The organism is Clostridium nitrophenolicum (assembly GCF_055391695.1).
This window is the reverse complement of sequence record NZ_AP042469.1, coordinates 1,347,716-1,373,505: the sequence shown is the minus strand read 5'-3', so window position 1 is coordinate 1,373,505 and position 25,790 is coordinate 1,347,716. Positions and strand designations below refer to the sequence as shown.

Sequence of the window (25,790 nt, the reverse complement as noted above, 5' to 3'; positions counted from 1 at the left end):
TATTTTAAATTGGAGGTAGATTTATGAAGGTAAATATAAGACAAGCAGTAGATGATGATGAAGATATTTTTGTGGATTTTGCAGTTAAACTAAGTAAATTCAATCGAAATAATCATAATAGCAAATGTAAATACGATAACTATGAATTTATAATTGATTCAATAAGAAGAAAAGCACAAGAAACATTTACTAATAGAAATGAAGATATCTTAATCCTCATAGCAGAATTAGAAGGTAATCCAATAGGATATGCTTTAGGAAGGATATTCGAAGAAGATGAAACAGCAGATAATGGAACAGGCAGAATGGGCCTATTTGATGAACTATTTGTAGATGATACAGCAAGAGGGCTTGGATTAGGACAAAAATTATTAGATGAAACAATAAATTGGATGAAAGAAAATAAAATTAATAGAATTAAATTACATGCTTATTCTTGGAATAATAATGCTAAAAAATTGTATGAAAGAAATGGCTTTAGAGAATATGCAGTATCTTATGAAACATTTATTTAATTCTTTCATATTCTTAAAATGTACTTAAAAGAAGTTCAAATGTCTCTCCTTAAAAGTATTGTAATATGAGCACTATTCTAAAACATAGCTATAAAAAAGTGCATACAAGATCATTTCTTGCGTGCACTTTTTATAGTATTAACTTGGAGGGCTTTTTTATTATATCCATAATTAAGATTTTTAAATCTTAATATAATTTATGTTTATATTTTTTTACTAAAAGCAAAAACCACCAATTAGTTAAATGACACTAATTGGTGGTTAAGCAGATCCTAACTCATCAGAAAAATTATTTGGTTCTATTTGAATTTCTATCACCTATTCTTTTTAAACTTCCCGGCTAAATGACACATGTTAAAGATTTTAAACCTTTTTAATATCAACTAATTAACTTTAACAATCTTAATACAGACATACCGTTTATTTGCACTAACTATATTCTACACATTAACACTTTTTAGGCGCTTGCACCATAAGTTAAATAAAACTTACTATACGCTGCTGCCACTGTAAGCCTCATACTATAGAGATATACCTTAGCCAAATTCCCAGACTCCGACGGACAGACAGACAGACATTTTAAACAATTTACTTAAACACTTACTAAATACCTGGTTTACTACTTCTTTTAATGAGTTAGAATCTACTAGAAGAAGCTTTAACTTTCTTCTTGAATATATTATATCATTTATTTTTTCAAAATTCAACATATTATCTGAAAATTCTTATTAGTAATTATTTTCTAACGTAGTACCTTTTTCCATGAAACTAAATTCGGTAAAAACTTAAATCCCTTATTAAATAATACCTTCAATATACCTGAGTATAGGATAGTAAAAACTAGTCCCTTAATTATTGATTCGTACCCAAATGCTAATAATCCGAAAAGTAATATTATGATATTTATAGCTCTCAATGCTGAAGCTATATTTATCTTAGGATTTCTCTTATTAATTATCAAGGCTATAACATCAAAGCCTGCTGTAGATGCATTTGAAGATACACATAAATAATATCCTATTGCCACTAAAACAGCCGAAATAATTATTGCTAATACTATATTTATATTAATTGTAAATTTTAATGAATAAAACAAATAAAAAAATGACATGTAACATATGCTGCTAAATATAGTTTTAATAAAATATTCTTTCCCTAAGAATATAAGACAACTAACCGCTAGTGCAATTGTAAGTATATTAGCTACTGTTGTCACATTTGTTCCCATTAAAGAGTGCACTATTAAAGCAGAACTTGTTACCCCTCCATTTATTATCTCTCTTGGCACAGTAAAAAAAGCATAAGAAAATGTTATTAATATATTGCCTAAAATTATTTTTACTATGTCTCTCACAGTATATACCTTCTTTACAAGTTATTTCATCTATCTCTATTCTATCATACTTTACACTTAAAGTTATATATAAAAAATACATGCAGGACCAATGTCCCGCATGTATTCTTTAAGAATCCTTTATAGCATTAGATAGGTTGTTTATGCTGACAGTCAACACTTCAAGCTTTGCCTCTAGCCTCACAAGCAAATACACAGAGACAGCTATGGGAAAGCCTATATTTCCTATCATATTCAATAAATCATTACTCAGTGTCCTCACCTTCTCAATACAATAACTTATATAGGTAAACTAACTAGAAACCCTATAAGTCTATTTCACAGATAATTCAGTAGAGTTTTTATCTGTAAGCTCTGCTGAATCCTTAAACTTTAGGTCTCCCCCAGTAGATGCAAATATGTTTTTAGCGATTATTACATCCATAGCAGCGCTTACTTCTGCAGCAGCTATGTCCTCCTTTACATTGTTAACCCTTACAGCAGTTTTTTTACCTTCCTCATTTAAAAAATTCATAACTAATATTTTACTCATCTATCTTCCTCCTTACGCATTCATTATTGAACTTTGCTCTTCTCTTATAACTTCATCCAGCGTTTTACCTAGAAGCTTTTGAATCTCCAAAGCTACATCATAGACATCTTGCTCGGAGGCTGTAGTCTTCACCTTTGAAAACCTCTGTTTTTTGATCAATTCTTTTCCTTTTTCATCTACACCGTCCTTATATTTTAGTACTAGTGCAGTCTGCAATTTTGTTGATGTTGCAGCCATATTTATCAACTCCCTTCACCTAATATATATACAGTTACTATAGGTGTAGGCAGAGTTTTTAAGAATAAAATTATTATTTAGGCTATTTTTTAAATCAACGCTAAAATTTAATATATACTTGCGAATCTACTATCATTAAATCCATATATAAGTCTGAAGGTCCTATTATGGCAAGACCGAAGTTATTAATGTTATAATATAACATATATATTCTACAATTTAGTATAGACTTGTAGTTTATTGTTCAGTATTAAGTTTACAAAATGGAGGTATTGTAGTGGAAAAAATATTGCAGTCCGAAAGATTATTTTTAAAGCCTTTATCCTTCAGCGAACTATTACATATTGATAATAATGAGCTTGATAATGTTGAAACATCTATTGAATCGGAAGCAATATTTGACTTTGTTAAATTAGCAATATCAAAGAAAATAGAGAAAATGCAAAAGGTTTGTGAAGATACTCATGAGTGGTATACCTACTGGCTAATTATTGATAAGGCCAATGGAAAAGGAATAGGTTTTATTGGATTTAAAGGAATACCAGATGAAAATGGTTATTCAGAAGTTGGATACAGTATTTCATCTAACTACAGAAAAAAAAGACTTATGACTGAGGCTTTAGAAACATTAGTGAAGTGGGCTTATGGATTTCAAGATTCTAAAGGTATAGTTGCTAAAGTTCTCAAAACAAATATTGGCTCTCATAAGGTATTAAATAATTGTAATTTTAAGTTAGTTTGTTCTACTGATCAAGAATATAAGTATATTCTTAAATTTAGATAAGATAATCCAATAAATTAATAAATATCATTCTTAAAATAATAACTAAAGAAAGCCAAATGGCTTTCCCTAGTTATTATTTATATTATCAATGCTATTCTAAAATATAGCCATTATGAAAATCATCTAACGGGGCCTATCTTAAAAGAACTTTGTCTATTATTCCGTAGTTCTTAGCTTCATCTGCAGACATGTAAAAGTCTCTTTCCATATCTCTTTCTATTATTTCAATTGGCTGACCTGTTCTTTCACTATATATTTTATTCAACTTGCGCTTAGTTCTAAGAAGCCACTCCGTATGAATCTTTATATCTGTAGCCTGCCCTTGAAAACCTCCATAAACTGATGGTTGATGTATTAAAATTTCGCTATTAGGAAGAGCATACCTCTTTCCATTAGCACCTGCCGCCAGCAAAAATGAACCCATACTTCCAGCCATGCCGATACATATTGTGGATACATCCGGTTTTATATATTGCATTGTATCATATATTGCCATTCCAGCAGTAATGGAACCTCCCGGACTATTTATATAAAAACTAATATCCATCTCAGGACCTACCGATTCAAGAAAAAGCATCTGTGCCACAATAACACTTGCACTCTCATTAGTCACTTCACCATTTAACATAATTATTCTATCTTTAAGTAACCTTGAGTAGATGTCATATGAACGTTCCCCCAAATTTGACTGTTCAACAACTACCGGTACATAACTCATTAAAATCACTCCTTAAAGTTTTATTTTACATAGATATTAGGCAGCCATAGAAGGCTGAGTCACATTTATTCTGTTTCTTCTAAATTGTCTTGGAGGCATCCCATAAAGTTTCTTAAAAGCCTTTGTAAAGGCTTCCTGAGAGCTAAATTGATATTTTAATGCTATATCCACAATTTTATCTTCTGTGTAGAGCAGCTCATTGGCTGCTTCCATAAGTCTTCTCTTTCTTATATACTCAGCTACAGGTTCACCAACGATAGCATGAAAAACCTTGTGAAAATAGTACTTCGATAGAAACACCTTATCTGCAAGTTCTTTAAGCTCTATTTTTTTATCTAGATTATGTTCGATGTATTCAATAGATTTCTTAATACAAGCATCATAATTCATTTTAGTATACCTACCTCATTTAGTTTTTTTCTATATTATATCTTAGCCTTCTATGTAAATCCTGTCTTTTTTTGCTCATCTATATATAGAGATTTTTATAAAAATTTACTAAATACGTTAATTATTTTCCTAATTTATGTTATATTAGAAATGGGTTTTGTGCTAATACAGAAAAAAGTTAAGGAGCACTAAATTTAATAAGCTAGTATATTGCTAAAGTATCACATTATATAAGGAGGGAAAGCACTAATGAAAAACAAAATAATATTGACACTTGCCACTATGTTCTTTGTCGTATTCTTAGTATCAGGTACGGCTCTTTCTTATGTACTAAGCTTGTTGCTAAAAGGCACTGCTACTAATGGAATGTTATCTATATTTAATCCTAGTATTATATTAGCCATTATAGGAACTGCTGTGGTTTGCACTGTTATAGCAGTAATAATGCTATCAATATACATTAATAATATGTTTATAAATATTGATGTATTTAAAGAAAAACTTACACGTATAGCAGATGGACAACTTTCAATTAGAGTAAAGGAAGAAGGAGTTCTAAAGGCAATTGCTGTAGATATTAACAAAGTTATAAATAATACAAAAAGAGTATTGTGTGAAGTTGGTGAGGTATCTGACAAAAATAGAGGTCTTGCATTAACAATTAAGGACAACTCAGAAAGCACAGAGAGAGCTTCAAATGAAATAGCAAATTCAGTTCAGTCCATTGCAGAAGGAACAAATCAGCAATCACATGCTGCTGTTTTATCAGACGAAAATGTGAAAAAAATGGCTGAAAATAACAATATAATTATGGAACAAACAGAAAAGACTAAAGTTGTTGCAGGTGAAATGATAGAAATTGTAAAAGCAAATGGTGAACTCTTCGGCAGTCTAATCAGTAACATAAAAAATACTGGCGATATGACAACGAAACTTGCAACAAACGTTTATCAACTTCAAATAGAAGCAGATAAAATTAAAAACATTACTAATGTTGTAACTGAAATTAGTGAGAGAACTAACTTACTCGCTCTTAATGCAGCAATTGAAGCAGCTCGTGCAGGTGAACAGGGAAAGGGCTTCTCAGTTGTAGCGGATGAAGTTAGAAAGCTTGCAGAACAATCTTCTGACTCCGCTGGCGAAATAAAAAAATTAATCGAAAATATTACATCAACAATTGAAAATATTACATCAGAAACAAACAACCAAGTAAAAGAAATAGAAAAAGATATAAAATTTGCAGATGAATCAAAAAAATCCTTTTCTAAAATTGTAGAATCAACACAATCTACCTTTGATGCAATAAAGCAAATTAATGAACTGTCAGTAAACTCTATGGAAATAACCTCCACTGTAACTAAACTAGTTGAAGAAATAGCTTGCTCAACACAGGAAGCTGGAGCGTTTACTGAGGAAGTTTCTGCTGCTTGTGAAGAACAGCTTGGTTCAATGCAGGAAATGAACAGACTTGTTGAAAAAATGAATACTACAGCTGACGATATTGATAAAACATTAAACTCCTTTATTAAAAATATTAGTGTTGGTGAAAAAGAAAAAGTTTTAATAAATGAAGGATTAAAAATACTTAAAGATTTGAATCAAGATATAAATAGACAAAATATAAGTATTGAAAGTGCTTCAAATTTCTTTAGAGAAAAGGCTAAAACCTATCCACAATTTGAACTAGTATCAATTATTAATAAAGAAGGCATAATGATCTCTGCAAGTGTTGACACTAATATAGGTAATGATTTTACGTATAGACCTTATTTTAAAATAGCTTTAGAGGGAAAAGAATATCATACTGAACCTTATATTTCTAATACAACTTTTAATTATTGCATTACAATTTCTCAACCTTTCAAAAATTCAAGTGGAAGCATAATTGGAGTAATTATGGCAGATATTTGTATAGAAAATTAATGTTCTTTTATTGACTTTATAACTATTCTATATTAAATTGAACTTATAATATTATAAATAATTGTTTAGTAATAGATTAAGCATATTAAGTAATATTTGTGATTATTGCTTAATATGCTTTTTATTTTCTGAACCCAGAAAAAGAGGGTGAGCTTATGTTAGAATTAATACCTGAAGGCATTAAACCAAAAGTAAATATTAACGGCAAAATTAAACCACATTTCTATATAATCAATTTTGCTGCAGATGAAGAGTCTTTATGTAAAATGGAAATGAAGTGCCTTTTTAATAAGGTTCCAAAACAAAAACACTTCTTCTCCTATCATTATATTGATCCATCTAGAAGTCCCTTTATAAAACAATGTATCTCTATAATGTATACTGGCAGCAGTCTAGAGGATATAATTAACCAGCTAGTTATAGATAAAGTTTCTCTTGAAAAATTTAAAGTTTCTTATATAAATTATGGTGATGAAACCTTAAGCCATAAAGAACGTCGTAAAATTGAATATGAAATTGGACAAAACATAAATGGTGAAGCTGAATTAAAGAACCCAGAGCTGCTTTTAGGTGTAACAAAGGTTAATGAGAAATGGATATTAGGTGAATATAAAAGAAATGAACCGGAATGGATAATTCATAATAGAAAGCCCTATTCATACTCTAATGCAATTACTTCAAGAGCTGCAAGGGCACTAGTAAATATTGCTGTATGTAACGATTTAAAGTGTACAGTAGTAGATCCCTGCTGTGGCATTGGAACAGTTGTTATGGAAGCTCTTTCACTTGGAATTAATATTAAAGGCTTTGAATTAAATCCTTTAATTGCTGAAAATGCAAAAACAAATCTTAAATATTTCGACTACAAAGATGTAATTGCCAATGGTAATATGCATGATATAGAAGAAAAGTTCCAGGTATCAATTATAGATCTTCCTTATGGTCTCTTTTCTCCCACTACACTTAAAGAGCAAGTAGATATTATGAAAACTGCTCGCAAAATATCCGATAAGATGATTATTATTACATTTGAAAATATGGATAAGCATATTCTATCATCTGGTTTTAATATTGTTGATAGATGTCATATTTCTAAAGGTAAGTTTAAAAGATATATATCTATATGTGAGTAACTTTTAAAGGAAATATATAGTCAGATATTTAGCATATAAATCAAAGCCTATATCATGCTTTACATAGTAATTGAAGATATAGGCTAATCTTTTTTGTTGCTGCTGATAACTTGCTGAGAGTATTAATTTTAACTTTTAATTCGTAAAATAAGAAGATTATATGCTTCCTTTCTTAAAGCCTTATGGCAATTTGCTAAGTTCGGAGTTTATGCTTAGCCATCTGTTTTCCTAAAAAATCAAAAAATCGACCTGCCAGCTTTTTAATAACCCCTAATGAAACGTCATAATAATAATCAGACTCAAACCAACCTTTTTCTTTAAAATAGCGATAATCTCGGAATTTTTCATCCAGAATTACACTTATATTTGTACGGCTCATTCGAAATATCATCAGCTTGAAAAAAGAAGGAGTTAGTGGCGTGGTACGCATAAGTTCCTTGTAAAATCTTGCGGAGGCCTTATTGAGCTCTTGCGTTATTTTTTTCTGTTCAATTGCTGTTCTAGGCTCTAATGCCGTCAAACAACATCCTTTTGCCACGTGAAATCCCAAGTTCTCTCCTACGGTTTCTAGGTATTTTACAATAGCAGCTCCTCCGTATATTCCTTGGAAAACAATAGCCATGAAGGCCTTGCTAAAAAAACGTGGTCGGTGGAAAATAAAGGATACCCGATCTAAAAAGTTCTTCATAATCGCCGTTACATTAAATGCGTAATTAGGAGTGGCAAAAATTATTCCATCTGAATTATTTATTTTCTCAATTAGTAAATCTCGATCATCTTTCAATGGACAGTATTCCTCTCCTTTGTTAAAGCATAACTTACAACCTTTGCAATTTCCAAGGTTATAGTCATTTAGAAAAACATACTCAAAATTAATTTCCACCTGTGCCTTGAAGTTTGTGACAAATTCTTCAACAGCTTGATAAGTTGCCTGCTTTCCCGGACTCCCGATAAAAATGGTAACCTTTTTCATTTTTGACCTCTCTAAATATAAATTCTTTTCATTAAATTTTACTATTTTGACTTAACTAATGTTAATTATATCACTGAATTTCAACATGTATTACCACTTTTGTAACAAATATGAATATTTCTTTTTTAACATCCCATTATTTATTTTTCAAAGAACAATGTTCGCATTTTTTCATATTAAGCATCAATCTAATAAATGGTAAGGTAAAACAAAAAAGCATTTCTGCTCTTGATATTTCGTATAATATTTGAAGTGCGACGTAAAAACACCGTAAAATTCAAGCTTGAATAATACAGTGTTTAGGTAAATTGTTCATTTTTTCAGTTGTTACGCTAAATAAGAGTATTGCGTATTCAGTTATTCAAAATTCCTATATTTCTTTTCTAGCCCTTTCCATCCTAAATACCCCATTAATGTCCCGACTAAAGGTGATACGATACCAAATATAATAACTTTGTCTTTAAATGTTTCATTGTATACAAAACCGAATGAATACCTATGGTCTATAAAAGGAACTATAAACACCCATGTAAGAAAAAACACTATCCCATAACATACTGCCCCTCTTTTAATTATATGAGAAAACATTCCTTTACTTTTTATCCTTTTCCATCTTTCTAATTGTTTTTGTTCTTTATTCATAAATAAATCCCCCATTTAACTTTATTATAAGAAAGGTTCGTTATAAATTACTATTTTGACTTTATTAATAGTAATTATATCATAACCTTTACAAATAAAAGCCAATGATATTCCTAATAAATACAAATCACTTACTTCTTTACACTGCATTATTCAATTTTCAAAGGCCATCGTTCGTATTTTCATATTCAATAGTTACGTTGCATAATTTTCATATCACGAAGTAAAAACACCCTAAAATTCAGTTTGAATAATACGGTGTTCTAGCAAATTGTTTATCCAGTTGTTGCGTTAAATAAGAATAGTGCAAACTTATTAGAATAACATAAGTATTCTCGAAATACTCCAAATTACATTATATGTAAATCATATAAATAAGCTCTCATATCGTCTTGATTATAATACTCTATATAACATTCAAGAGTTAAATCACTTTTTTCACCATTTATCCAAAAATCAAAAGTTACATTAAACTCCTTTAAAGCATTTTTCGGTGTATCAATTTCTATAATTTCAATACTATTAAATTCGTCTATTGAGGGCATAGTAACTGTACCTTCTTCTTCCCAAAACTCCCAGTATTCATGAAGGGCTCTAATAAAATCTTCAATTTCTCTATCATCAGATAAATATCTTTTTTTTAATGTTTCATAGCCTTTAAATACAAATAATTTATAAATATTTATGATTTCCTGCTTAATTGTATCTTTCAATTCCATAACATTTTCACTCCTACTGCATTTCAATTTAAGTTATTGTTAGTTACTTACAAAATAAGGGGTTTAACACCGAAAATAGAATTGATTTCAGTGTTAAACCCTATTTTTACATCAATTATCGAAAGCCTTAATATAAATTTTTTATAGATTTTAATTTTTAAAACAGCATCTTTTTAAATATTATATAGTTCTATATTACAAACCACTAATAGTATTAAATGTAGTTATTTAGTAGGTGTTATAAACATCTGAACCCAATATGGAGTTCCGTTTTTATCTTTAGCAACTCCAACTCCAATTTCTGTAAAGTTAGAATTTAATATATTTGCTCTATGACCTGAAGAATTCATCCATCCATTCATTACTTCAGCAGGAGTTTTCTGACCGTATGCAATATTTTCACCTGCTGCTGTATAGTTGATACCAAATTTTTTCATCATATCAAAAGGTGAACCATAAGTAGGTGAAGTATGGCTGAAATAGTTTTTATCAATCATATCTTGAGCTTTAACTGTTGCTACTTTAGATAATTCAGCATTAACCTTAAGTGGAGCTAGTCCATTTTTACTTCTCTCTACATTAACTAGTCTGATTACTTCACTTGCTTCCTGACTTACAGTAGAAGCTTGTTCATTATTTTGTGTTGGTTGCGTAGGTGTAGTATTTGGTTTTGTGCTAGTTGTAGGCTGGGTAGCCTTTGTCGACGAATTAGTAGTAGTTGTAGTTGGCTTTTCTGAAGTAATAACTGTCCAGTTTTTAAATTGAGGATATTTATTTAAAATGTCTTTCAACCAAATTTGTTGAGTTACTGAAGTAGTACAAGTAGTTTCAGCTGCTTTTACTATAGTAGGCATAGTAGTTGGTATACTTCCTGCGATAACTAGTGCTGCAATTATTGATTTAACACTTTTGTTCATAAAGTAAAACCTCCTAAAATTTTTTGTTTACCAAGAAATTATATTAAAGTCCTTTGAGAAAAACACTTAATATAATTTCATGTTCAGTTTTTTACTATATTTAAAAAACTTATTTTAGAGTATAAATAATAAATATGAACATAATGCCTCTATTTTGTAAATGAACTAAAAACATTCAAAAAAATTTCCAGAAAATTGTGGTAATCCAGTTTTATATTTCCATATAAATCAAATTAATTATTCTTATTTTAATATATTTAAAATAAAAAAGTATATATATTTATTTCGTATAATCTTTGAAATGCGGCGTAAAAAAACCGTAAAATTCAGTTATGAATAATACGGCATTTTATAAATCGTTCTGTCTTTTTATATATGCACTGTTGGTTCAAGTATTGTCAATGTATTGTTATAAGTGTTAAGGTTAGCTTGAGCACCTATAGGTATAGCCATCTTGTATATGCCATGTCCTGATGCTAAATTTGTCATAAGAGGTTTATTCAATGGCATAATAACTTCATTAATTAAATCTTCATATGACTTACCATATGCAGGCTCACAATTCGTACATTCACCCATAATGATACCTGCACAATCCCTAAATTTACCTGCTAATATTAGATGGTTTATATGCCTGTAGACTGCATTAATAGGTTCATGAACTTCTTCGATTAAGAGTATCTTTCCTCTGGTATCAACTTCAAATGGGGTGCCAAGGTTATCTACAAAGGATGTAAGGTTACCTCCTACTATATCCCCCGTTACATTTCCAGGAACCCTGCTTATTAGAGACATTCCAGGAGGATTTTCAAGTATCCTTGGTGAGGTAAGTGTAGATGTAGCAGTGAAAAACTGATTCATGTTGTATGCAGGAGTAGTCGGCTTAAAGTCTATTAAAAGAAGACTATGAAAAGTAATTAAGTTAGCCCATATATACAAAACATTTAATAAAATTGTTATATCACTGTACCCTGTGAAAATTTTAGGATTCTGTGCAATGACAGAGTAATCAAGATATGGTAAAATACCTGCAACACCTACTCCACCCCTTGAGGGTATAATAGCCTTCACATCAGGGTTTTTAAACATTTCCATCAAATCAGAGGCCCTCTGTTCTTCTGTAGCTGCAACATATCCAATAGAAGAATATACGTATTTTCCTAAAACTACATTAAAGCCCATATTCTTAAGAGTCTGTATACCAGTATTAATGGCATCCGCAGATAATGGACTCCCTAAAGTAACTATTCCGATTGTATCTCCTGCACGTAAAATTTGTGGTCTCGTTGCCATACTCATTCACCTTCTAAATAACTTAATAATATATAATCTTACAATTCCGTAAAAACTACTCCTTGTCGCTATTTATATCTATCATCCCCCCCACGGACAGGAAGTTTAGACTTGCGGAATTACTAAAACCTCGTTTCATTATTACTAGGATATTATATGAAGTTACTCATTATTACTTATATCCTTTGTATAAGAATATAAATTTTTCTATGCAAAGAACATCATTCGTACTTTTTGTTTCAAAAGTTTCGTAGCCTTTTTATCATATTAGGTATTAATCTGACGAAGGTTATGCAAAAACAAAAGAGCATTTTTGCTCTTGATCTCACACATAATCTTTGTATTGAGACGTAAAAACACCGTAAAATTCAAATTTGAATAATACAGTGTTTTTATAAATCGTTCGCCTTTTCAATTATTTCGTTAAATAAGAAACAAAAAAATAAATTCTTAAATACTTAGAAATTTATCTTTTTGTTTCTTATTCCTACATTTAAAACAAGTGCTATAGCCGTAAAGTTAGAGAGTATAGAACTTCCACCATAACTTACAAATGGAAGTGTAACTCCCGATATCGGTGCGATCCCCATGGTCATACCAATATTTTGATATACAGAAAACATTAAAGTGGCACTTATGCCAACACAAATTATTGTACCTGAAATATCCTTAGAGTTCTTTGCTATTTTAATAATCCTAAGTTCAACTATACCATATGCAATTAGTAATACTATAGTTCCTAAAAGACCCCATTCATTTGCAATAACAGCAAATATAAAATCAGTGTGAGATTCAGGAATAAAGTTCCCTTGTATATAAGCACTTTTGCCAAATCCCTCGCCTAATATACCACCACTACCTATAGCAATTTTTGATTGTTTTAGTTGAAAGTTTGAATCGTTTAAATCAGAGTCTTGACTAATAAAAGATGTTATCCTTTGTTTTTGATATTCTTTAATTAAACCTAAATTCCATGCTATTGTTACGCTGATAAACAATACTAATAATCCTGAAAGCATTATCTTAAGATTTAATTTGGAAATAAATAAGATTGCTAGAACTGCAACAAAAATCAATAGTACTAGACCCATATCTGGTGCAATAGCAATCAATATGGTTGGTACTATAGTATATAAGAATAAAACACACAAATTTTTAAAGTTGTTTATTTGACCATTCATTTCTTGTACTTTCTTAGCAAGAACTAATGTTATTATAAGTTTAGCAAATTCACCAGGTTCGATTGCGATACTGCCAAGTTTTATCCATACTTTAGCACCATTAATTGGTGAGGTAAACAAGTATGTGTATATTAATAGTACTATATTAAATAAATATAAATACTCAATATAAGCAAGAATTCTTTGATAATCAATAGTTAAAATTATATATGAAACACAAATACTAATTAATATCCACATTATCTGGCGGTCAAGAAAATAATAGCTAGAGGTTTTCTTAGTAGCACTATAAATATTAATTGCTCCAAATAATGAAATTACTATTATTGCTAATACAAGAATAAAATCCACTCTCCTAAGCAGCTTCAAATCTATTTTTAATTTTTTTAAGATTGACATAGTTTTCCCACCTTGTCCAATTTTTATATGACTATTAGTATTATGAAAGATAGTAGACTATTATTTAGTTAAAGTAAAATTATCAAATATGCCTATAGAAAGAATCTAGCACAATACACCGAATACCATTATAACATAATAATGTTATATTAGTACAAAATTTGTTTTATTGTAATAATGTGCAGAATGGTTCTAATTTATTACGTCAGTATGAGTGAATCTATCCCAACAGGCAAAGTATAAGTTATACTATGCTAAATAGTTACGTCACATAATCTTCATATTAAGACTTAATCTAATAAATTATAAGATAAAAATAAAAGAGCATTTCTGCTCTTGATATTAAATATAATCTTTGTATTGCGACGTAAAAACACCGTAAAATTCATTGAATAATACGATGTTTAAATTAATTATCCGCTTTTAATATTTTTATTAAGACACTCTACATTGCAAAAACTTTACTCTTCAATAAATTTCACCAGTTCTTTGTTAAATTTGTCACGCTGGTCATAGAACGACGCATGACCGCTGTATTTAAATGGTATAATTTTTGAATGTTTAATAATTTTGTTTTGTATTTCACCAAGCTCAAATGGAACAACCTTATCATGAATACCATGGATAATTAAAGTTGGAACATTTATTGTTTCTAGATCAAAAAATAGCACTTCATTTATCCAAGTATTTGCAATGGCCGAAGTTGCCCAGCCGGCTGCCTGCAATCCCAATTGGAAGAACCAATCTGAGAATGGTTCAGTTATATGCTGAAAGAAAAATGTGTCGCCGAAATCCCTCAGCATTTTAGGACGATCAGTATATGTTCCGTGAATAATTTTGATTACATCTTCTTTTTCTAAACCATATGGGAAATTTGGACGCTTGATAAGACTAGGAGCTGCTGCATCAATAAGAACAAGTTTAGATACTCCGTGGCCTTTATGGCGGGCCATGTATCGAATAGCCATGGCTCCTCCAGTTGAATGCCCTGCGAGTGTAAAATCATGTAATTTAAGTGCTTCAACCACACACCGAACATCATCTGACAATCTATCGTAGTCGTAGCCAGTCCAAGGCTTATCTGAATTGCCGAATCCTCTTGTATCTATTCCGACGCACCTATATCCCATCTTCGGAAGCTGATCAAATTGATATTCAAACAGCTTATGGCTTCCAGGCCAACCGTGTAAAAACAAGATTGTCTTATTGCCCTCAGGGTTAAGATCCTCTACATAAATTTTTACATTAGGTTCTACTTTAATATAGTAACCCATTGATAACCTCCAACAATTAAATAGCTATATAAATAGGTTATTCACTAGAACAATAATTTGTGAATGATTGAGCCGACTCTTAAATACCGTATTCTTCAGTTTTCAAAGAACATTGTTCGTGTTTTAAAATCAATAATTAGTTCGCAATATTTTCATGCTTTGACATAAAAATAATTACATACATTGAAAACAAAAATTTTATTTTTTCTAATTATCTTTTGATATTTGTCCATCTTCCATCATTCTCAATATTCTTTTTATCCTAATTATACATTGTATAATTCCAAGTATAACTAGGGAATTTATATATGAGGAGTGTGATGAGTTGATATGACCAAAAAGCGCAATTATGTAATCTTTCTTACTTTATTAATAGTTGTTAGCTTCATCTTTGGCTGTTCTAGCAAAATTAGAAATATTAACAAAAGGGAAATAAGAAATCTTTCAAAGGTTTCAGCTATGGATCTGAAACAAGTTGAGCCAAATGAAAATGTGCCGCAACAGAAAAATACAGAAGAGAAAAAACCAGAACAAAACAATACTCCACCAAATAATGTGAACCAAAACAAAACAGATCCTAAAAAACAAAACTTAGTTGAGAAGATCGACGAGAATGAATTAAAATCGGAAGTTGGAAGAATATATAATGAGAGATCAGCAGCTCTTGCCTCCGGTGATGTATCATCTTTAAACACACTTTTTGATACTTCACAAAAATATGGTAAATGGGCATTAGAGCATGAGGTTAAACGTATAAAATATCTTAATGATTGGTCAAAGGAAAGAAATATAACTTTTAATAAAATAGAATCCACAGTGAGAGTAAAGAAAATTTATCCTAAAGGTAATATAGTAAAATTAGCTTTAGAAGAATCCTATAGATTTGATTATGTTTATAATAACGAGGAGAACTCTCCTATTAATTCTTTTGGAGTTGGAATAAGGCATACTACAAGCCTAGTTAAAAGGAATGAGAAATGGGTTATTTTCAATGACTGGTACACTGACTGCTTTGAGGATGCCTTACGTAGCTATTCTAGCAGTGCTGCCAAATTTCCAACAATTTTAAATCCTGTTCATAATATAAATAAAAGTTATCAAGAAGTAATTTATAGGAAACCTATTTATGACAGAGAAAAGGCTGTTGCTTATGCTGATAAATACTGTGGCGCTGCTTGGGGAAGTGGTAATAATTTTAAATATAACAAGAAATATAATGATTATAATGGTATAGGTGGAGATTGTACCAATTATGTATCCCAAGTACTAGGAGATAAAGAAGGTGGCGGTATGCGCATTGGTGGTGCTTGGGTGCCTAGTAGTAACGCTTGGGCTAATGCTGATGGGTTGAAGAATTTCTTAGTAAACAGTGGAAGAGGAAGTGTAATTAGTGTTGGTACATTTAAAGAGTTGACTAAATCTTCAGAAAAACTCCCTAATGGAGCAGTTGGAAAATTGCAGCTTGGAGACGTGATTGCTTATGAAAAAGGCAGGGGAAACATAGACCACTTTGCAGTAATAACAGGCTTTGATTCTCATGGATATCCACTTGTGAATTCTCATACTACAGATAGGTATCATGTACCTTGGGATTTAGGATGGGGTGACGCTAAAATAAGGTTTTTTCTTATACACATAAACGGATAAGTCATTTCTTTGAATATATTATCTGTTTTAAACAATATTAGAAAGAGACGACATAAATTAAGGAGCATTCCCTTAAATTATGTCGTTCTTTTAGAAGATTGTGAACTAAAGTTAGCGCACATGATTCTTGGTCAAAGCAGATAATTATTCTCTTCATTTGCCAGTTCAAGCGTTCTAATTTCAAAAGTTTTGCATCCTGATGCAATGAAGGGATCGGATTCTGCAATCTTTGTTGCTTCTGTAATACTTTCTGCAAAAATTATAACCATTCCTCCTGGATAATCTGTAAATGGTCCGCAAAGCACAAGTTTACCCTGTGCCTTTAACTCTTTTAAATATTCTACATGACTCTTAATGATATCAGCATTTATCGGCTTCTGATTGCTCATTAAATAAACATATGTCACTTATTTTCCCTCCTAACTAAGATAAAAACAAACTTCATTACTGACAATTTTTGTTCTTTTCTCCTGAAGCTATTGCCCTAGTTATCTTCCAGAGCCTAGATCTCCTTTACTGATAAACCTTTTTTCATATTTATCAAGAACAAAGTTTAGGCAATCTTTCAAATTAGTATCAGTTTCATTTGCTATGCAAATAAGAGAGAATAACACATCTCCAATTTCACTGTTCCATTCTTCAGTTTTCTCAAATTGTTTACTGCCATAGTTAGTTCCTTTTAAAACCTCCTTTGACAGTTCTCCTACTTCTGATGTTAAGTCAATCATTCTAACGTTAACACTTGAATTCATGTTCTTATCTTTAGTGAATTTATTTACTATATTTTGAATTTCTGATAAATTCATTTTTATCCTCCATTATATTCATTTTTTAGAATTGACATTATAATTATTGATTCATAATTTTCATTATATAAAATACATTCTCTTAAGATACCTTCTTCAATAAACCCTTCAGATTTATAAAGTTTTTGTGCTCCATGATTTTTATATCTAACGTCAAGCCAAAGCCTGTGTGCATTCAACTGCTCAAAAGCTATTTTTTTAACTAATTTTAAAGTTTCTCTTCCAAAACCCTTACCTTTGTCCGATATCACAACTCTCTTAAATTCAATATTTCGATGTGTGTTTGTAAGGCCTGCTATAATTAAATATCCAACAGGTTTATCTGTAGTTTTATCTTCAACAATTAAATGCAAAATATCATCCTGGGTTAATGCATTTCTATGCTGCTCCTTCGTCCATTGATCAACATATTGCGCATTGTTAGGTTCTCGTTCCGAAGCGATTACAAAATCTAAATCCTTCTCTTGAGTATTCCTTATATTTATAAGATCAGATTTTTCTTTAATATGTTTCATGTTCCTCCCCCTTTTAACCACAAAAATCTATTAATATGATATTAGACTATCAATTTAATTATATAATTTTTACCAATACAAATAAAGGAGATTGGTAATAGGTCTTCGAAGATCCATAGCAAATATTTCTGGCTTCTCTATGAACTGCATATTAAATTTCAATTAAAGCTCTTCTTAATTCCTGTAATATTAAGAAAGTATATCTATCGTAAATTTACGATAGATGCATTATATATTTGTATTGTGACGCAAAAACACCGTAAAATTCAGATGAATAATACGGTGGTCAAGAAAATTATTAGTTTTTCAGATTACGACTTTAAATAATATTGTAAATTTCTTTTTTCTATAATGAATTTACATAAATTTTTTCTAGTTCTTTTCCCTTATACTCTTTAGTAAATATAAATGGTAAAAATACAATGCCACAGATAATTATATTTAATATTAAGATTTGAGGTGTAAATACTGCACCACCTGTGTTATCATTGCTAAAAGCGAGGGAGTTATTTATCAAATGAATAATTATAGTTGACCAAAGGTTTCCGGTTTTCATATATGCAAAACCTAAAAAAATACCAATGAATATACAATAAAAAACATGGAATATTACACAGTATATTGGAGTTTTTGGACTATATAGCATAAAACAAAGTGGTAAATGCCATAATCCCCATATAAGACCTAATATTATAACACCAAGTTTTTTGCCAAATAAAACTTGAAGTTTTGGCTGTAAATATCCTCTCCAACCTAGCTCTTCTCCAAAGAAACTTATAAAAGATAAGGGAATGGAGATCAGTACGTTAAAAGGAAGAAATCCTAAAACGCCAATACCTTTTTTCATAGTCTCAATAAAGTTACCGTAAACAAGTCCACTTAAGACTATTATTATAAATTGAATTCCAACAAATGTTAAACATAATAGAAAAACGTTCTTAAAGTTCTTTTGAAAAACCATATTAATTTTTTCAAAGCAATTATCTTTATTCTTAATGATTAAAGGAAAAAAGATAATACTAAATATACATACTAGTGCAGCTAATATTTTTGATACATATTTGGGGAAAGCAAAAGTTCCAACAAGTAAACCAATTATAGATAAAATACATAAGGCAATATAAATTTTAAAAAAATTAATCAAGTTTTTATGAATATTCTCTTCTTCATATTTAATTATTAGTATAATAGCAGCTAAGGCAGGATAAAACATTTGTACTAAAGCAAAACTTGAACTGATAGCTTTATCAATATAATTGTATATAAAAAACATAATTATCCCCATAAAAAATGTAATTGTAAAAGTAACCAGCATAAATGTTGTTATTTCTCTCTTAATTCTAATTGAATTTGTTTCCATAGCATTCTCCTCTAAAAGTTTTATAACAGCTACTTTCTATTTATACCCTTCAAGTCAAGGTAAATGTATCCTGCTTTGGAAATTATATCATATAGCTCAAACTTATTCAAACTCACTAGAACTTATATCATAAATAAAGATTAACCTGTTATTCAACACCCTGCTGTTCATATGGATTAGTGTAACTCATTTTATACCTCCTATATTTGGACTTACTTAAATGAATTATTAGCTTTGAATATTTTTATTAAGATGTTCTACGTTACAAAAACTTTATTCTTCAATAAATTTCATCAATTCTTCGTTAAATTTGTCTCGCTGATCATAGAACAATCCGTGACCGCTGTTTTCAAATGGCACAAGCTTGGAGTTCTTAATTCCTTCTTCTTGAGCAACAGCTAATGGAAATGGACAAACTTTGTCATGAATACCATGAAGGATTAAAGTAGGAATGCATATTTTCCCAAGATCAGAAAATAAGTTTTCATCTCTAAGCGAAGTCGCAAGCTTTGCTGTGGACCAACCTGCTGCCTGTAGTCCCAATTGGAAGAACCAATCTGAGAAAGGTCCTGTTAAGTACTGAAAGAAAAACATATCTCCAAATCCCTGTAGCATTTTAGGGCGATCGTTATACGTATCTTGAATAATTTTAGTTACATCTTCTTTATTAAGACCATAAGGAAAACCAGGACGTTTGGTAAAACTAGGAGCGGCAGCAGCAAAAAGAGCAAGTTTGGATACCCCATATCCATTATGACGAGCCATATATCGAATTGCAATCGCTCCTCCTACAGAGTGACCCGCAAGTGTGAAATCTTGCAATCTAAGTGCTTCAACTACGCATCGAATATCGTCTGCCAATCGGTTGTAGGAGTATCCCCTCCAAGGCTTATCTGAATTACCGAATCCTCTGATATCTACTCCAATACATCGATATCCCATTTGTGGAAGCTGATCAAATTGATATTCAAATAACCTATGATTTGCAGGCCAACCGTGTATAAATAATATTGTCTTCTTTCCCTCTGGATTAAGATCCTCTACATAGATTTTTACATTTGGTTCTACTATAACATAGTATCCCACACAAATACCTCCATAAATAAAATTTCTCCGTTATTATCTTATTCTCTTGGAAACAAATAGATGAATCATATATCTGATTTTTAATACCGATTAGCTATATCATTATTAAAAAATAGGGCCTAAGTTTTTAAATAAAAACAGTGAAAATTTATTTAATTGTTGATGAATCCAGTTCTATTTCAAAAGGACCAACCGAAGAAAAAGACCCATTAATTTCATTTAATCGTAATTTGTCGCCTATTCCTTCCTCCTTTTGAAGAATATGTTTAATATTATTATTATATGGTCTAAATTCATTACTACCACTTTTTCCCATAGTAACACTCTCAAACCAAATGTTTCGAGTTTGCAATTTTGCATTGCTATCATTTATATAATTGTAAATTAGTTCTACGCTGTTATCTGATAAACGCTCAATACTAATAATTTTATATTTAATCCCTTTATATTCGCCTGTTTTGTTTAAAATACTTTTTCCTGATTTAGGAACATCTAATTCCAACTTAAAATCATTATTTTTACTCATGTAATCATTCTGAACGTGATAAACTACATTTGAAACAGTTAATTTTAACTTTTTACCAGTGAGTTTGCTTAAATCAAATAAAGATTCATTTTCTTGATCTAAATAATTAGTATTGCTATGCCCATATACTGCGTTATTATATTCATCAGAAATTATAATGTAGGGATTTCTTATAGAATCATTATTTATTAATTTTGTGCTAATTGGTTCCTTGACTCCCCATTCTTTACCTTCTTCAAAGGTTCCCTGATTAACTTTATCTATTTTTTTAAATTTAAAATCTGGTAAGGTATCTGTAAAATAATAATCTACTTTTAAAATATTTCCCTCTCTTTTTAATGAAGTCACGTTTAATGTAGTTATTCCATTAGTTGCAGTATATAAGATCTTTGATTCAGGAGCTTCTTTAAAATCAGAATTTTTCAATTTAAAAGTTGCTCTAGTAGATTTTTTATCGCTATCTAAAACACTTAAAGTGTAACTATTAGCTTTTTTTACTTTACCATGAAATTCTGCCCTGTATGAACCTATGTGATTATCTGGCATCATAGCAAGATTATCACTCCTATGAATTTCATAGAGATTACCATATTCATCTTTAATAGTGTAATAAGGTAGTTTTTCTTCTTCTGGTTCAATAGTCAAAGTAATTATAATTTTATTGTTGTCTACATACATATTAACTAAGGTTATATTACCTTGTTTAATACTATTTTTAAGAATTTTGGGTTTATCTGAAGAAACCTTTACTTCTCCAATGCCAGATATTACAGTTAGTTTTTCTATCATATTAGCTAAAACATTTTTTTGAGATATGAGTATAGGAATACTTATCAAGAGTATAACCGCTGCTGCAATAAAATTTCTTTTACTTTTAGATTTCTTAGGCTTTACTTTACTAATAATATTTTTACAGATTTTTTTCTTTTCAATTTCATTAAGCTCTACATCACTAAATTCATTTTCGTTTATATTAACATCATTTAAAAGCATTAAAACTTCATCTTCATTTAAATTTAATTTCATCTTGATACCTCCACTTCATCTGAAATATCTAATTTTCTTATAAGTGAGTTTTTAGTACGCCATAATCTATTGTAAACAGCACCCTTTGATAAATTAAATTTTTTGCATAGGCTATCCATATCTTGATCTAAAATGTATTTTCGTATAAACAGCTCTCTGTCCAGTTCATGCTCATATTGTAAAAGCTTTATTAATTCTTCTTTCCTTTCCTTCAATATATACTCATTTTCAACATCAGTTTTAGAAATTAACATTTGTTCTTCTATTTGAAGTTTGTCCTGTTTGGTTAAGTTTCTTTTATAATCTATAGCCTTATATTTACTTACAGCTAAAAGCCAATTTTTAAATGAAGATTTTTCTGGATTATATAAATGGCTTTTATTCCATATTAAAAGATATACATCATTAATACATTCTTTTGCATTTTCATAATTATCGTTTCCAAGTACATTTATTATGATTTTAAAAACTAAATTGCAGTAAGTATTAATGATGTATTCTAAGGCTGCAGGATTTTTTTTCTTAAGTTCTAATAAAAAATTTTCATCATTAATTTTCATTTTTAACTCCTTCCGTCTTATCCTATCACTAATTAATACGGATAATATGGTAAGTATTTCACAAAATTTATCTTTATATTTTAACGTGTTTATTATAAAAAACATTATATCTATAATAACGTGAATTTAATTAGGAACGTTTACAGGCCATAAATCGAACACTTTTTATCCTATTTTTAAGCTTTCAAAACTTTTCTCTATAGAATAGTCCTTTAAGGCTGCAGAATAAATATTTAAAATACATGAAAAGTATTTTAATACAATAAAGAATATTTTTAGTAGGAGTAACTTAAAATTAAAATGTAGACACGTTTGACTTTCTGGTCATAACAAAAGCTTTCTATGAGTTGTTATTTTTTATCATAGAAAGCTTTATTTTTAAATATTTAAATTATTTTTTATTATGAGGATTTTACTCGCATTAAACCTAGGTACATTCTACTTCTGATTTTCTATCAATTTTTTTATTTCATTATTTATAACATCAGGAGAAGTATGGTGTATTGCATGTGTTGAACCCTTAACAACCATTTGCATACTATCTGTAGACCATTTTTTCAAAGCTTCTTGGCTATTTTTCCATTCAGTACTTAAACTATCATTTTGATCGGAAGTAAATATTCTAAGTGGTACATTCCCTAAATGATCCTTTGCTAAAACGGTTTTTGCACCAGCGCTTTCCATAATACCTTCATCAATAATATTTTTATTATACATAGTTTTTAGAATCATTCCTAAATATAATTGTTTTAAATTATCAGGTAGGAAGTTAAGATTTTTTGAATAATAATCTGTGTGATAAAGTACTAACCTTGCTATGCCCGTAGTCTTTAGTACCTTATACTTAAATACTGTACTTCTAGGAACTACCAAACTATTTTTTGCATAAAACTCAGGAGCGCCACCATCTATTAACACTAATCCAGATACTTCATTTTTATAAGTTTGTGTAAATCTTATTACTGACAAAGATGCTAATGAATGACCAACTAATATATATGGAGGTTTTTGTCCTGATTCTATTAGTGCAGTGTGCATTTCCTTTACAATAGAATCTATATCTCTTGGTTTATCTGTCACCTCACTCCACCCATGTCCTGGCCTGTCATAAACAACTGTTTTAGTATATTTTGAAATTTCGTTATACAGAGGATACATATCTGCATATGTACTTGGAGTATTCATGCCTGATAAAAAAACTACAGTAACATTCCCATCACCTTTGCTGTAAACATTTATTTTATGATTATTTACAGCAATCATTTTTCCCACTGGAGGGTAGCTGTTAGCATCCTTATATTCACCAATTTTTTCGTATGAAAAACCAATTAATAAAATAATAAATATGCAAATTAAAGCTCTAAATACATATTTTCTAAATCGTCTTACACCTATTTGTTTGATTTTTCTTTTATCTTTTTTTGTTTCTAAATCCATTTATAAACTCCCCCTAAAATATAGCTATTCACAAGTTGATATCGTAAGTATTAAGCAATATCTCATTATTTCGGCTTTACCAATGGGAATTATATCATAATTTTCATATAAAATATAGTTAATTTTCCGATAAATATGAAATCTTTCCACCCTTTAACATCGCATTATTCAATTTTCAACGATTCATGATTTACTTCACAGCTGCCAATGAAAATAGAAATGCAGTCTATTTTCGTAGCAAAGAACATTGTTCGTATTTTTAATTTCAATAGTTACGCCGCATTACTTCATATTAAGCATTAATCTAATAAAGGATAAAATAAAAGAGCATTTCTGCTCTTGGTCTTACGTGATGTATTAAAGTTTAATATTCAATTTCCCTACAACGTAGTTAACTAAACTTAATAATAATACATTTTATAAATAATATTCAACCACATTTTTACTGATTTTTCTACATATCTATCTTTCCTAGAATGTTTAAATTTCATAATTATGAAGGAATTTCAAAATTTATGTAGAAAATAGTAATTACACATAACTACAGATTGGAGTGACATTAAGTGCTTAATATTGATGATTTAATTTTTTGTTTTGTAAAAGTATTTTTAGGAATAGGTGCTCTAGGTGTATCAACCTCAGCATTATTAATAATTACAAAAAATCCAAGTACAATCTTTAAAACTATAACTAAGATATCGATATTATCTCTATCTTTAGGAATTATTGGTTCTATCATTCTTTTAACAGGAGTATTTAATGGTATATCCTCAACTACGTCAATACCAAAGACAGGTGTTTCAAAAAATGTTTCTCCTGGAACTGCTGTAGCATCTAAAGATAAACAACTTGAACAAAAGGATCAATCGATAACCGTTAACTCAAATATAAAGGAACTTACTTTAAATATATGGGATTTTGCAGCAGTTGATGGTGATTATGTTCAGGTATTTCACAATGATAAGGAATTATCACAGCCATTTATGCTAACCAGTGATTACAAGATTTTTAGAGTGCCAGCTGAAGGCAAAATAGAAATAAAGGGCATAAAGGATGGCGGTGGCGGTATAACATATGCACTATATGTAGATGAGACAAAAGAGACTTATTTTAATGATGCACCTAAAGGTGGTTTTAATACTTATACTGTAACTAAGAAGAAATAAGTAAATTAAAATAAATTAGGGGGCTAATTATCTACAGTTCCCTAATTTGCCTTAGACTTTATGTATATATATATTTATTTCTTATAATTTTTGAATTGCGAAATAAAAACACCGTAAAATTCTACTTTGAATAATACGGTGCTATAAATAAATATTCGTTTTTATGTATTATTTTCTTTCAAAATCATATAACTCATCTTCATATCTTTCAAGTTCAATTTCAATAATTCCATTATCCCTGCACTTGAAAATATCTTTACTTCCAATCGGCATTTTTCTAAGTTTTGAATATTTCGGATAAATATCGCTTAGCGTTGCATAGCAATATTTCTGTAATTTGTTCTCCAAAACATCTAAGCAATGTTTTTTATGATTATTTCGTCCCCCTCATTAAATATAGGACAATATCCATTTTTTTTAATTACTTTCATTTTAATAACTGTCTGTAGTTTAATTTCCATTTTCCTCACCCACATCCCCATTAATATTTCTTTTATTTTACTATTCTGGCTTACATCATAGAAGAATTATATCATGCCTCAGTGTTATATTAAAACATTTATGTTAAATAGAGTAATCCTTAATACAATATTATTCGATTATAAAGAACATTATTCATATCTTATTTCTATACAGTTACGTCACATGATTATCATATTAAGTATTAATCTGACAAA

Annotated in this window: 28 protein-coding genes; 6 read left to right on the top strand and 22 right to left on the bottom strand. The window is 29.7% G+C overall.

Going from position 1 to position 25,790, the window contains the following annotated elements:
• The first annotated feature begins 23 nt into the window (after positions 1 to 23).
• Entirely contained in the window at positions 24 to 515 is a 492-nt protein-coding gene (locus tag ACZ5N4_RS06365) for an N-acetyltransferase family protein (protein WP_464208191.1), read from the top strand.
• A gap of 742 nt (positions 516 to 1,257) precedes the next feature.
• Here ACZ5N4_RS06365 and ACZ5N4_RS06360 read toward each other — a convergent pair.
• The 4 genes from ACZ5N4_RS06360 to ACZ5N4_RS06345 all read right to left on the bottom strand — a co-directional run bounded on the left by ACZ5N4_RS06360 (position 1,258) and on the right by ACZ5N4_RS06345 (position 2,638).
• The gene (locus ACZ5N4_RS06360) at positions 1,258 to 1,869 is read right to left on the bottom strand and encodes a YitT family protein (RefSeq protein ID WP_464208189.1); all 612 of its coding nucleotides are present in this window, start codon (positions 1,867 to 1,869) and stop codon (positions 1,258 to 1,260) included.
• A gap of 109 nt (positions 1,870 to 1,978) precedes the next feature.
• On the bottom strand, positions 1,979 to 2,101 hold the full coding sequence (locus ACZ5N4_RS06355) for a YvrJ family protein (RefSeq protein WP_464210846.1): 123 nt from the start codon (positions 2,099 to 2,101) through the stop codon (positions 1,979 to 1,981).
• Between the two features lie 81 nt (positions 2,102 to 2,182).
• Positions 2,183 to 2,401, bottom strand: coding sequence for a DUF2922 domain-containing protein (locus tag ACZ5N4_RS06350; protein ID WP_464208188.1), 219 nt, complete (start codon positions 2,399 to 2,401; stop codon positions 2,183 to 2,185).
• Positions 2,402 to 2,413: 12 nt separating this feature from the next.
• Complete coding sequence (locus tag ACZ5N4_RS06345) at positions 2,414 to 2,638, bottom strand: DUF1659 domain-containing protein (protein ID WP_464208186.1); 225 nt, start codon at positions 2,636 to 2,638, stop codon at positions 2,414 to 2,416.
• A 277-nt stretch (positions 2,639 to 2,915) separates the two neighbouring features.
• Between ACZ5N4_RS06345 and ACZ5N4_RS06340 the strand changes: the two genes are divergently transcribed.
• Positions 2,916 to 3,422 carry a GNAT family N-acetyltransferase gene (locus ACZ5N4_RS06340; protein ID WP_464208184.1) on the top strand — a complete coding sequence of 169 codons (507 nt, stop codon included), beginning with the start codon at positions 2,916 to 2,918 and terminating at the stop codon, positions 3,420 to 3,422.
• Positions 3,423 to 3,555: 133 nt separating this feature from the next.
• Here ACZ5N4_RS06340 and clpP read toward each other — a convergent pair whose 3' ends face one another.
• Both clpP and ACZ5N4_RS06330 read right to left on the bottom strand, forming a co-directional pair.
• Positions 3,556 to 4,140, bottom strand: a complete 585-nt coding sequence (clpP, locus tag ACZ5N4_RS06335; protein ID WP_464208183.1) for an ATP-dependent Clp endopeptidase proteolytic subunit ClpP — start codon at positions 4,138 to 4,140, stop codon at positions 3,556 to 3,558.
• A 36-nt stretch (positions 4,141 to 4,176) separates the two neighbouring features.
• Entirely contained in the window at positions 4,177 to 4,530 is a 354-nt protein-coding gene (locus ACZ5N4_RS06330; RefSeq protein ID WP_464208181.1) for a helix-turn-helix transcriptional regulator, read from the bottom strand.
• A gap of 249 nt (positions 4,531 to 4,779) precedes the next feature.
• Between ACZ5N4_RS06330 and ACZ5N4_RS06325 the strand changes: the two genes are divergently transcribed.
• Complete coding sequence (locus ACZ5N4_RS06325) at positions 4,780 to 6,453, top strand: methyl-accepting chemotaxis protein (protein WP_464208179.1); 1,674 nt, start codon at positions 4,780 to 4,782, stop codon at positions 6,451 to 6,453.
• A 155-nt stretch (positions 6,454 to 6,608) separates the two neighbouring features.
• Positions 6,609 to 7,586 carry a TRM11 family SAM-dependent methyltransferase gene (locus ACZ5N4_RS06320; RefSeq protein WP_464208178.1) on the top strand — a complete coding sequence of 326 codons (978 nt, stop codon included), beginning with the start codon at positions 6,609 to 6,611 and terminating at the stop codon, positions 7,584 to 7,586.
• A 193-nt stretch (positions 7,587 to 7,779) separates the two neighbouring features.
• On the opposite strand, the gene ACZ5N4_RS06315 is transcribed toward ACZ5N4_RS06320, so the two are convergent.
• The 7 genes from ACZ5N4_RS06315 to ACZ5N4_RS06285 all read right to left on the bottom strand — a co-directional run bounded on the left by ACZ5N4_RS06315 (position 7,780) and on the right by ACZ5N4_RS06285 (position 14,984).
• Positions 7,780 to 8,559, bottom strand: coding sequence for an NAD(P)H-dependent oxidoreductase (locus ACZ5N4_RS06315; protein ID WP_464208177.1), 780 nt, complete (start codon positions 8,557 to 8,559; stop codon positions 7,780 to 7,782).
• Between the two features lie 357 nt (positions 8,560 to 8,916).
• Positions 8,917 to 9,201, bottom strand: coding sequence for a hypothetical protein (locus ACZ5N4_RS06310; protein WP_464208175.1), 285 nt, complete (start codon positions 9,199 to 9,201; stop codon positions 8,917 to 8,919).
• A 350-nt stretch (positions 9,202 to 9,551) separates the two neighbouring features.
• Entirely contained in the window at positions 9,552 to 9,920 is a 369-nt protein-coding gene (locus tag ACZ5N4_RS06305; RefSeq protein WP_464208174.1) for a DUF7668 domain-containing protein, read from the bottom strand.
• 224 nt (positions 9,921 to 10,144) lie between these two features.
• The gene (locus ACZ5N4_RS06300) at positions 10,145 to 10,837 is read right to left on the bottom strand and encodes a CAP domain-containing protein (protein ID WP_464208172.1); all 693 of its coding nucleotides are present in this window, start codon (positions 10,835 to 10,837) and stop codon (positions 10,145 to 10,147) included.
• Between the two features lie 369 nt (positions 10,838 to 11,206).
• Positions 11,207 to 12,130, bottom strand: a complete 924-nt coding sequence (locus ACZ5N4_RS06295) for a S66 peptidase family protein (RefSeq protein ID WP_464208170.1) — start codon at positions 12,128 to 12,130, stop codon at positions 11,207 to 11,209.
• Between the two features lie 458 nt (positions 12,131 to 12,588).
• Positions 12,589 to 13,710 (bottom strand): rod shape-determining protein RodA, encoded by a 1,122-nt coding sequence (gene rodA / locus ACZ5N4_RS06290; RefSeq protein ID WP_464208168.1) that lies wholly within the window; start codon positions 13,708 to 13,710, stop codon positions 12,589 to 12,591.
• Positions 13,711 to 14,171: 461 nt separating this feature from the next.
• Positions 14,172 to 14,984: an alpha/beta fold hydrolase gene (locus tag ACZ5N4_RS06285; protein ID WP_464208166.1), complete on the bottom strand. Its 813-nt coding sequence runs from the start codon at positions 14,982 to 14,984 to the stop codon at positions 14,172 to 14,174.
• Between the two features lie 330 nt (positions 14,985 to 15,314).
• Here ACZ5N4_RS06285 and ACZ5N4_RS06280 point away from each other — a divergent pair, with 330 nt between their 5' ends.
• Complete coding sequence (locus tag ACZ5N4_RS06280; protein ID WP_464208165.1) at positions 15,315 to 16,631, top strand: amidase domain-containing protein; 1,317 nt, start codon at positions 15,315 to 15,317, stop codon at positions 16,629 to 16,631.
• Between the two features lie 131 nt (positions 16,632 to 16,762).
• Here ACZ5N4_RS06280 and ACZ5N4_RS06275 read toward each other — a convergent pair whose 3' ends face one another.
• The 8 genes from ACZ5N4_RS06275 to ACZ5N4_RS06240 form a co-directional block, all read right to left on the bottom strand.
• Complete coding sequence (locus ACZ5N4_RS06275; RefSeq protein ID WP_464208163.1) at positions 16,763 to 17,038, bottom strand: YciI family protein; 276 nt, start codon at positions 17,036 to 17,038, stop codon at positions 16,763 to 16,765.
• A gap of 81 nt (positions 17,039 to 17,119) precedes the next feature.
• Positions 17,120 to 17,437 carry a MazG nucleotide pyrophosphohydrolase domain-containing protein gene (locus ACZ5N4_RS06270; protein WP_464208161.1) on the bottom strand — a complete coding sequence of 106 codons (318 nt, stop codon included), beginning with the start codon at positions 17,435 to 17,437 and terminating at the stop codon, positions 17,120 to 17,122.
• 2 nt (positions 17,438 to 17,439) lie between these two features.
• Positions 17,440 to 17,952, bottom strand: a complete 513-nt coding sequence (locus ACZ5N4_RS06265) for a GNAT family N-acetyltransferase (protein WP_464208159.1) — start codon at positions 17,950 to 17,952, stop codon at positions 17,440 to 17,442.
• A 346-nt stretch (positions 17,953 to 18,298) separates the two neighbouring features.
• Positions 18,299 to 19,312, bottom strand: coding sequence for a CPBP family intramembrane glutamic endopeptidase (locus tag ACZ5N4_RS06260; protein WP_464208157.1), 1,014 nt, complete (start codon positions 19,310 to 19,312; stop codon positions 18,299 to 18,301).
• 273 nt (positions 19,313 to 19,585) lie between these two features.
• Positions 19,586 to 20,398 carry an alpha/beta fold hydrolase gene (locus ACZ5N4_RS06255; RefSeq protein ID WP_464208155.1) on the bottom strand — a complete coding sequence of 271 codons (813 nt, stop codon included), beginning with the start codon at positions 20,396 to 20,398 and terminating at the stop codon, positions 19,586 to 19,588.
• Positions 20,399 to 20,546: 148 nt separating this feature from the next.
• The gene (locus ACZ5N4_RS06250; RefSeq protein WP_464208153.1) at positions 20,547 to 21,950 is read right to left on the bottom strand and encodes a hypothetical protein; all 1,404 of its coding nucleotides are present in this window, start codon (positions 21,948 to 21,950) and stop codon (positions 20,547 to 20,549) included.
• A complete protein-coding gene (locus ACZ5N4_RS06245) occupies positions 21,947 to 22,510 on the bottom strand; it encodes a sigma-70 family RNA polymerase sigma factor (RefSeq protein WP_464208151.1) in 564 nt (187 codons plus the stop codon). Before ACZ5N4_RS06245 ends, ACZ5N4_RS06250 begins: the two co-directional genes overlap by 4 nt.
• A gap of 438 nt (positions 22,511 to 22,948) precedes the next feature.
• Positions 22,949 to 23,947, bottom strand: a complete 999-nt coding sequence (locus tag ACZ5N4_RS06240; protein ID WP_464208149.1) for an alpha/beta fold hydrolase — start codon at positions 23,945 to 23,947, stop codon at positions 22,949 to 22,951.
• A gap of 563 nt (positions 23,948 to 24,510) precedes the next feature.
• Here ACZ5N4_RS06240 and ACZ5N4_RS06235 point away from each other — a divergent pair.
• Positions 24,511 to 25,113 (top strand): hypothetical protein, encoded by a 603-nt coding sequence (locus tag ACZ5N4_RS06235; RefSeq protein ID WP_464208147.1) that lies wholly within the window; start codon positions 24,511 to 24,513, stop codon positions 25,111 to 25,113.
• 168 nt (positions 25,114 to 25,281) lie between these two features.
• On the opposite strand, the gene ACZ5N4_RS06230 is transcribed toward ACZ5N4_RS06235, so the two are convergent.
• Positions 25,282 to 25,461, bottom strand: coding sequence for a hypothetical protein (locus ACZ5N4_RS06230; RefSeq protein WP_464208145.1), 180 nt, complete (start codon positions 25,459 to 25,461; stop codon positions 25,282 to 25,284).
• Between the last annotated feature and the right edge of the window lie 329 nt (positions 25,462 to 25,790).

What these genes read in the sequence shown, in the direction of transcription:
- ACZ5N4_RS06270 (WP_464208161.1), bottom strand. Translation starts at nt 17,437, where the DNA reads ATGAATTTATCAGAAATTCAAAATATAGTAAATAAATTCACTAAAGAT.
- ACZ5N4_RS06310 (WP_464208175.1), bottom strand. Translation starts at nt 9,201, where the DNA reads ATGAATAAAGAACAAAAACAATTAGAAAGATGGAAAAGGATAAAAAGT.
- ACZ5N4_RS06295 (WP_464208170.1), bottom strand. Translation starts at nt 12,130, where the DNA reads ATGGCAACGAGACCACAAATTTTACGTGCAGGAGATACAATCGGAATA.
- ACZ5N4_RS06365 (WP_464208191.1), top strand. Translation starts at nt 24, where the DNA reads ATGAAGGTAAATATAAGACAAGCAGTAGATGATGATGAAGATATTTTT.
- ACZ5N4_RS06265 (WP_464208159.1), bottom strand. Translation starts at nt 17,952, where the DNA reads ATGAAACATATTAAAGAAAAATCTGATCTTATAAATATAAGGAATACT.
- rodA (WP_464208168.1), bottom strand. Translation starts at nt 13,710, where the DNA reads ATGTCAATCTTAAAAAAATTAAAAATAGATTTGAAGCTGCTTAGGAGA.
- ACZ5N4_RS06330 (WP_464208181.1), bottom strand. Translation starts at nt 4,530, where the DNA reads ATGAATTATGATGCTTGTATTAAGAAATCTATTGAATACATCGAACAT.
- ACZ5N4_RS06355 (WP_464210846.1), bottom strand. Translation starts at nt 2,101, where the DNA reads ATGATAGGAAATATAGGCTTTCCCATAGCTGTCTCTGTGTATTTGCTT.
- ACZ5N4_RS06260 (WP_464208157.1), bottom strand. Translation starts at nt 19,312, where the DNA reads ATGGAAACAAATTCAATTAGAATTAAGAGAGAAATAACAACATTTATG.
- clpP (WP_464208183.1), bottom strand. Translation starts at nt 4,140, where the DNA reads ATGAGTTATGTACCGGTAGTTGTTGAACAGTCAAATTTGGGGGAACGT.
- ACZ5N4_RS06250 (WP_464208153.1), bottom strand. Translation starts at nt 21,950, where the DNA reads ATGAAATTAAATTTAAATGAAGATGAAGTTTTAATGCTTTTAAATGAT.
- ACZ5N4_RS06320 (WP_464208178.1), top strand. Translation starts at nt 6,609, where the DNA reads ATGTTAGAATTAATACCTGAAGGCATTAAACCAAAAGTAAATATTAAC.
- ACZ5N4_RS06245 (WP_464208151.1), bottom strand. Translation starts at nt 22,510, where the DNA reads ATGAAAATTAATGATGAAAATTTTTTATTAGAACTTAAGAAAAAAAAT.
- ACZ5N4_RS06285 (WP_464208166.1), bottom strand. Translation starts at nt 14,984, where the DNA reads ATGGGTTACTATATTAAAGTAGAACCTAATGTAAAAATTTATGTAGAG.
- ACZ5N4_RS06305 (WP_464208174.1), bottom strand. Translation starts at nt 9,920, where the DNA reads ATGGAATTGAAAGATACAATTAAGCAGGAAATCATAAATATTTATAAA.
- ACZ5N4_RS06300 (WP_464208172.1), bottom strand. Translation starts at nt 10,837, where the DNA reads ATGAACAAAAGTGTTAAATCAATAATTGCAGCACTAGTTATCGCAGGA.
- ACZ5N4_RS06325 (WP_464208179.1), top strand. Translation starts at nt 4,780, where the DNA reads ATGAAAAACAAAATAATATTGACACTTGCCACTATGTTCTTTGTCGTA.
- ACZ5N4_RS06345 (WP_464208186.1), bottom strand. Translation starts at nt 2,638, where the DNA reads ATGGCTGCAACATCAACAAAATTGCAGACTGCACTAGTACTAAAATAT.
- ACZ5N4_RS06240 (WP_464208149.1), bottom strand. Translation starts at nt 23,947, where the DNA reads ATGGATTTAGAAACAAAAAAAGATAAAAGAAAAATCAAACAAATAGGT.
- ACZ5N4_RS06315 (WP_464208177.1), bottom strand. Translation starts at nt 8,559, where the DNA reads ATGAAAAAGGTTACCATTTTTATCGGGAGTCCGGGAAAGCAGGCAACT.
- ACZ5N4_RS06280 (WP_464208165.1), top strand. Translation starts at nt 15,315, where the DNA reads ATGACCAAAAAGCGCAATTATGTAATCTTTCTTACTTTATTAATAGTT.
- ACZ5N4_RS06350 (WP_464208188.1), bottom strand. Translation starts at nt 2,401, where the DNA reads ATGAGTAAAATATTAGTTATGAATTTTTTAAATGAGGAAGGTAAAAAA.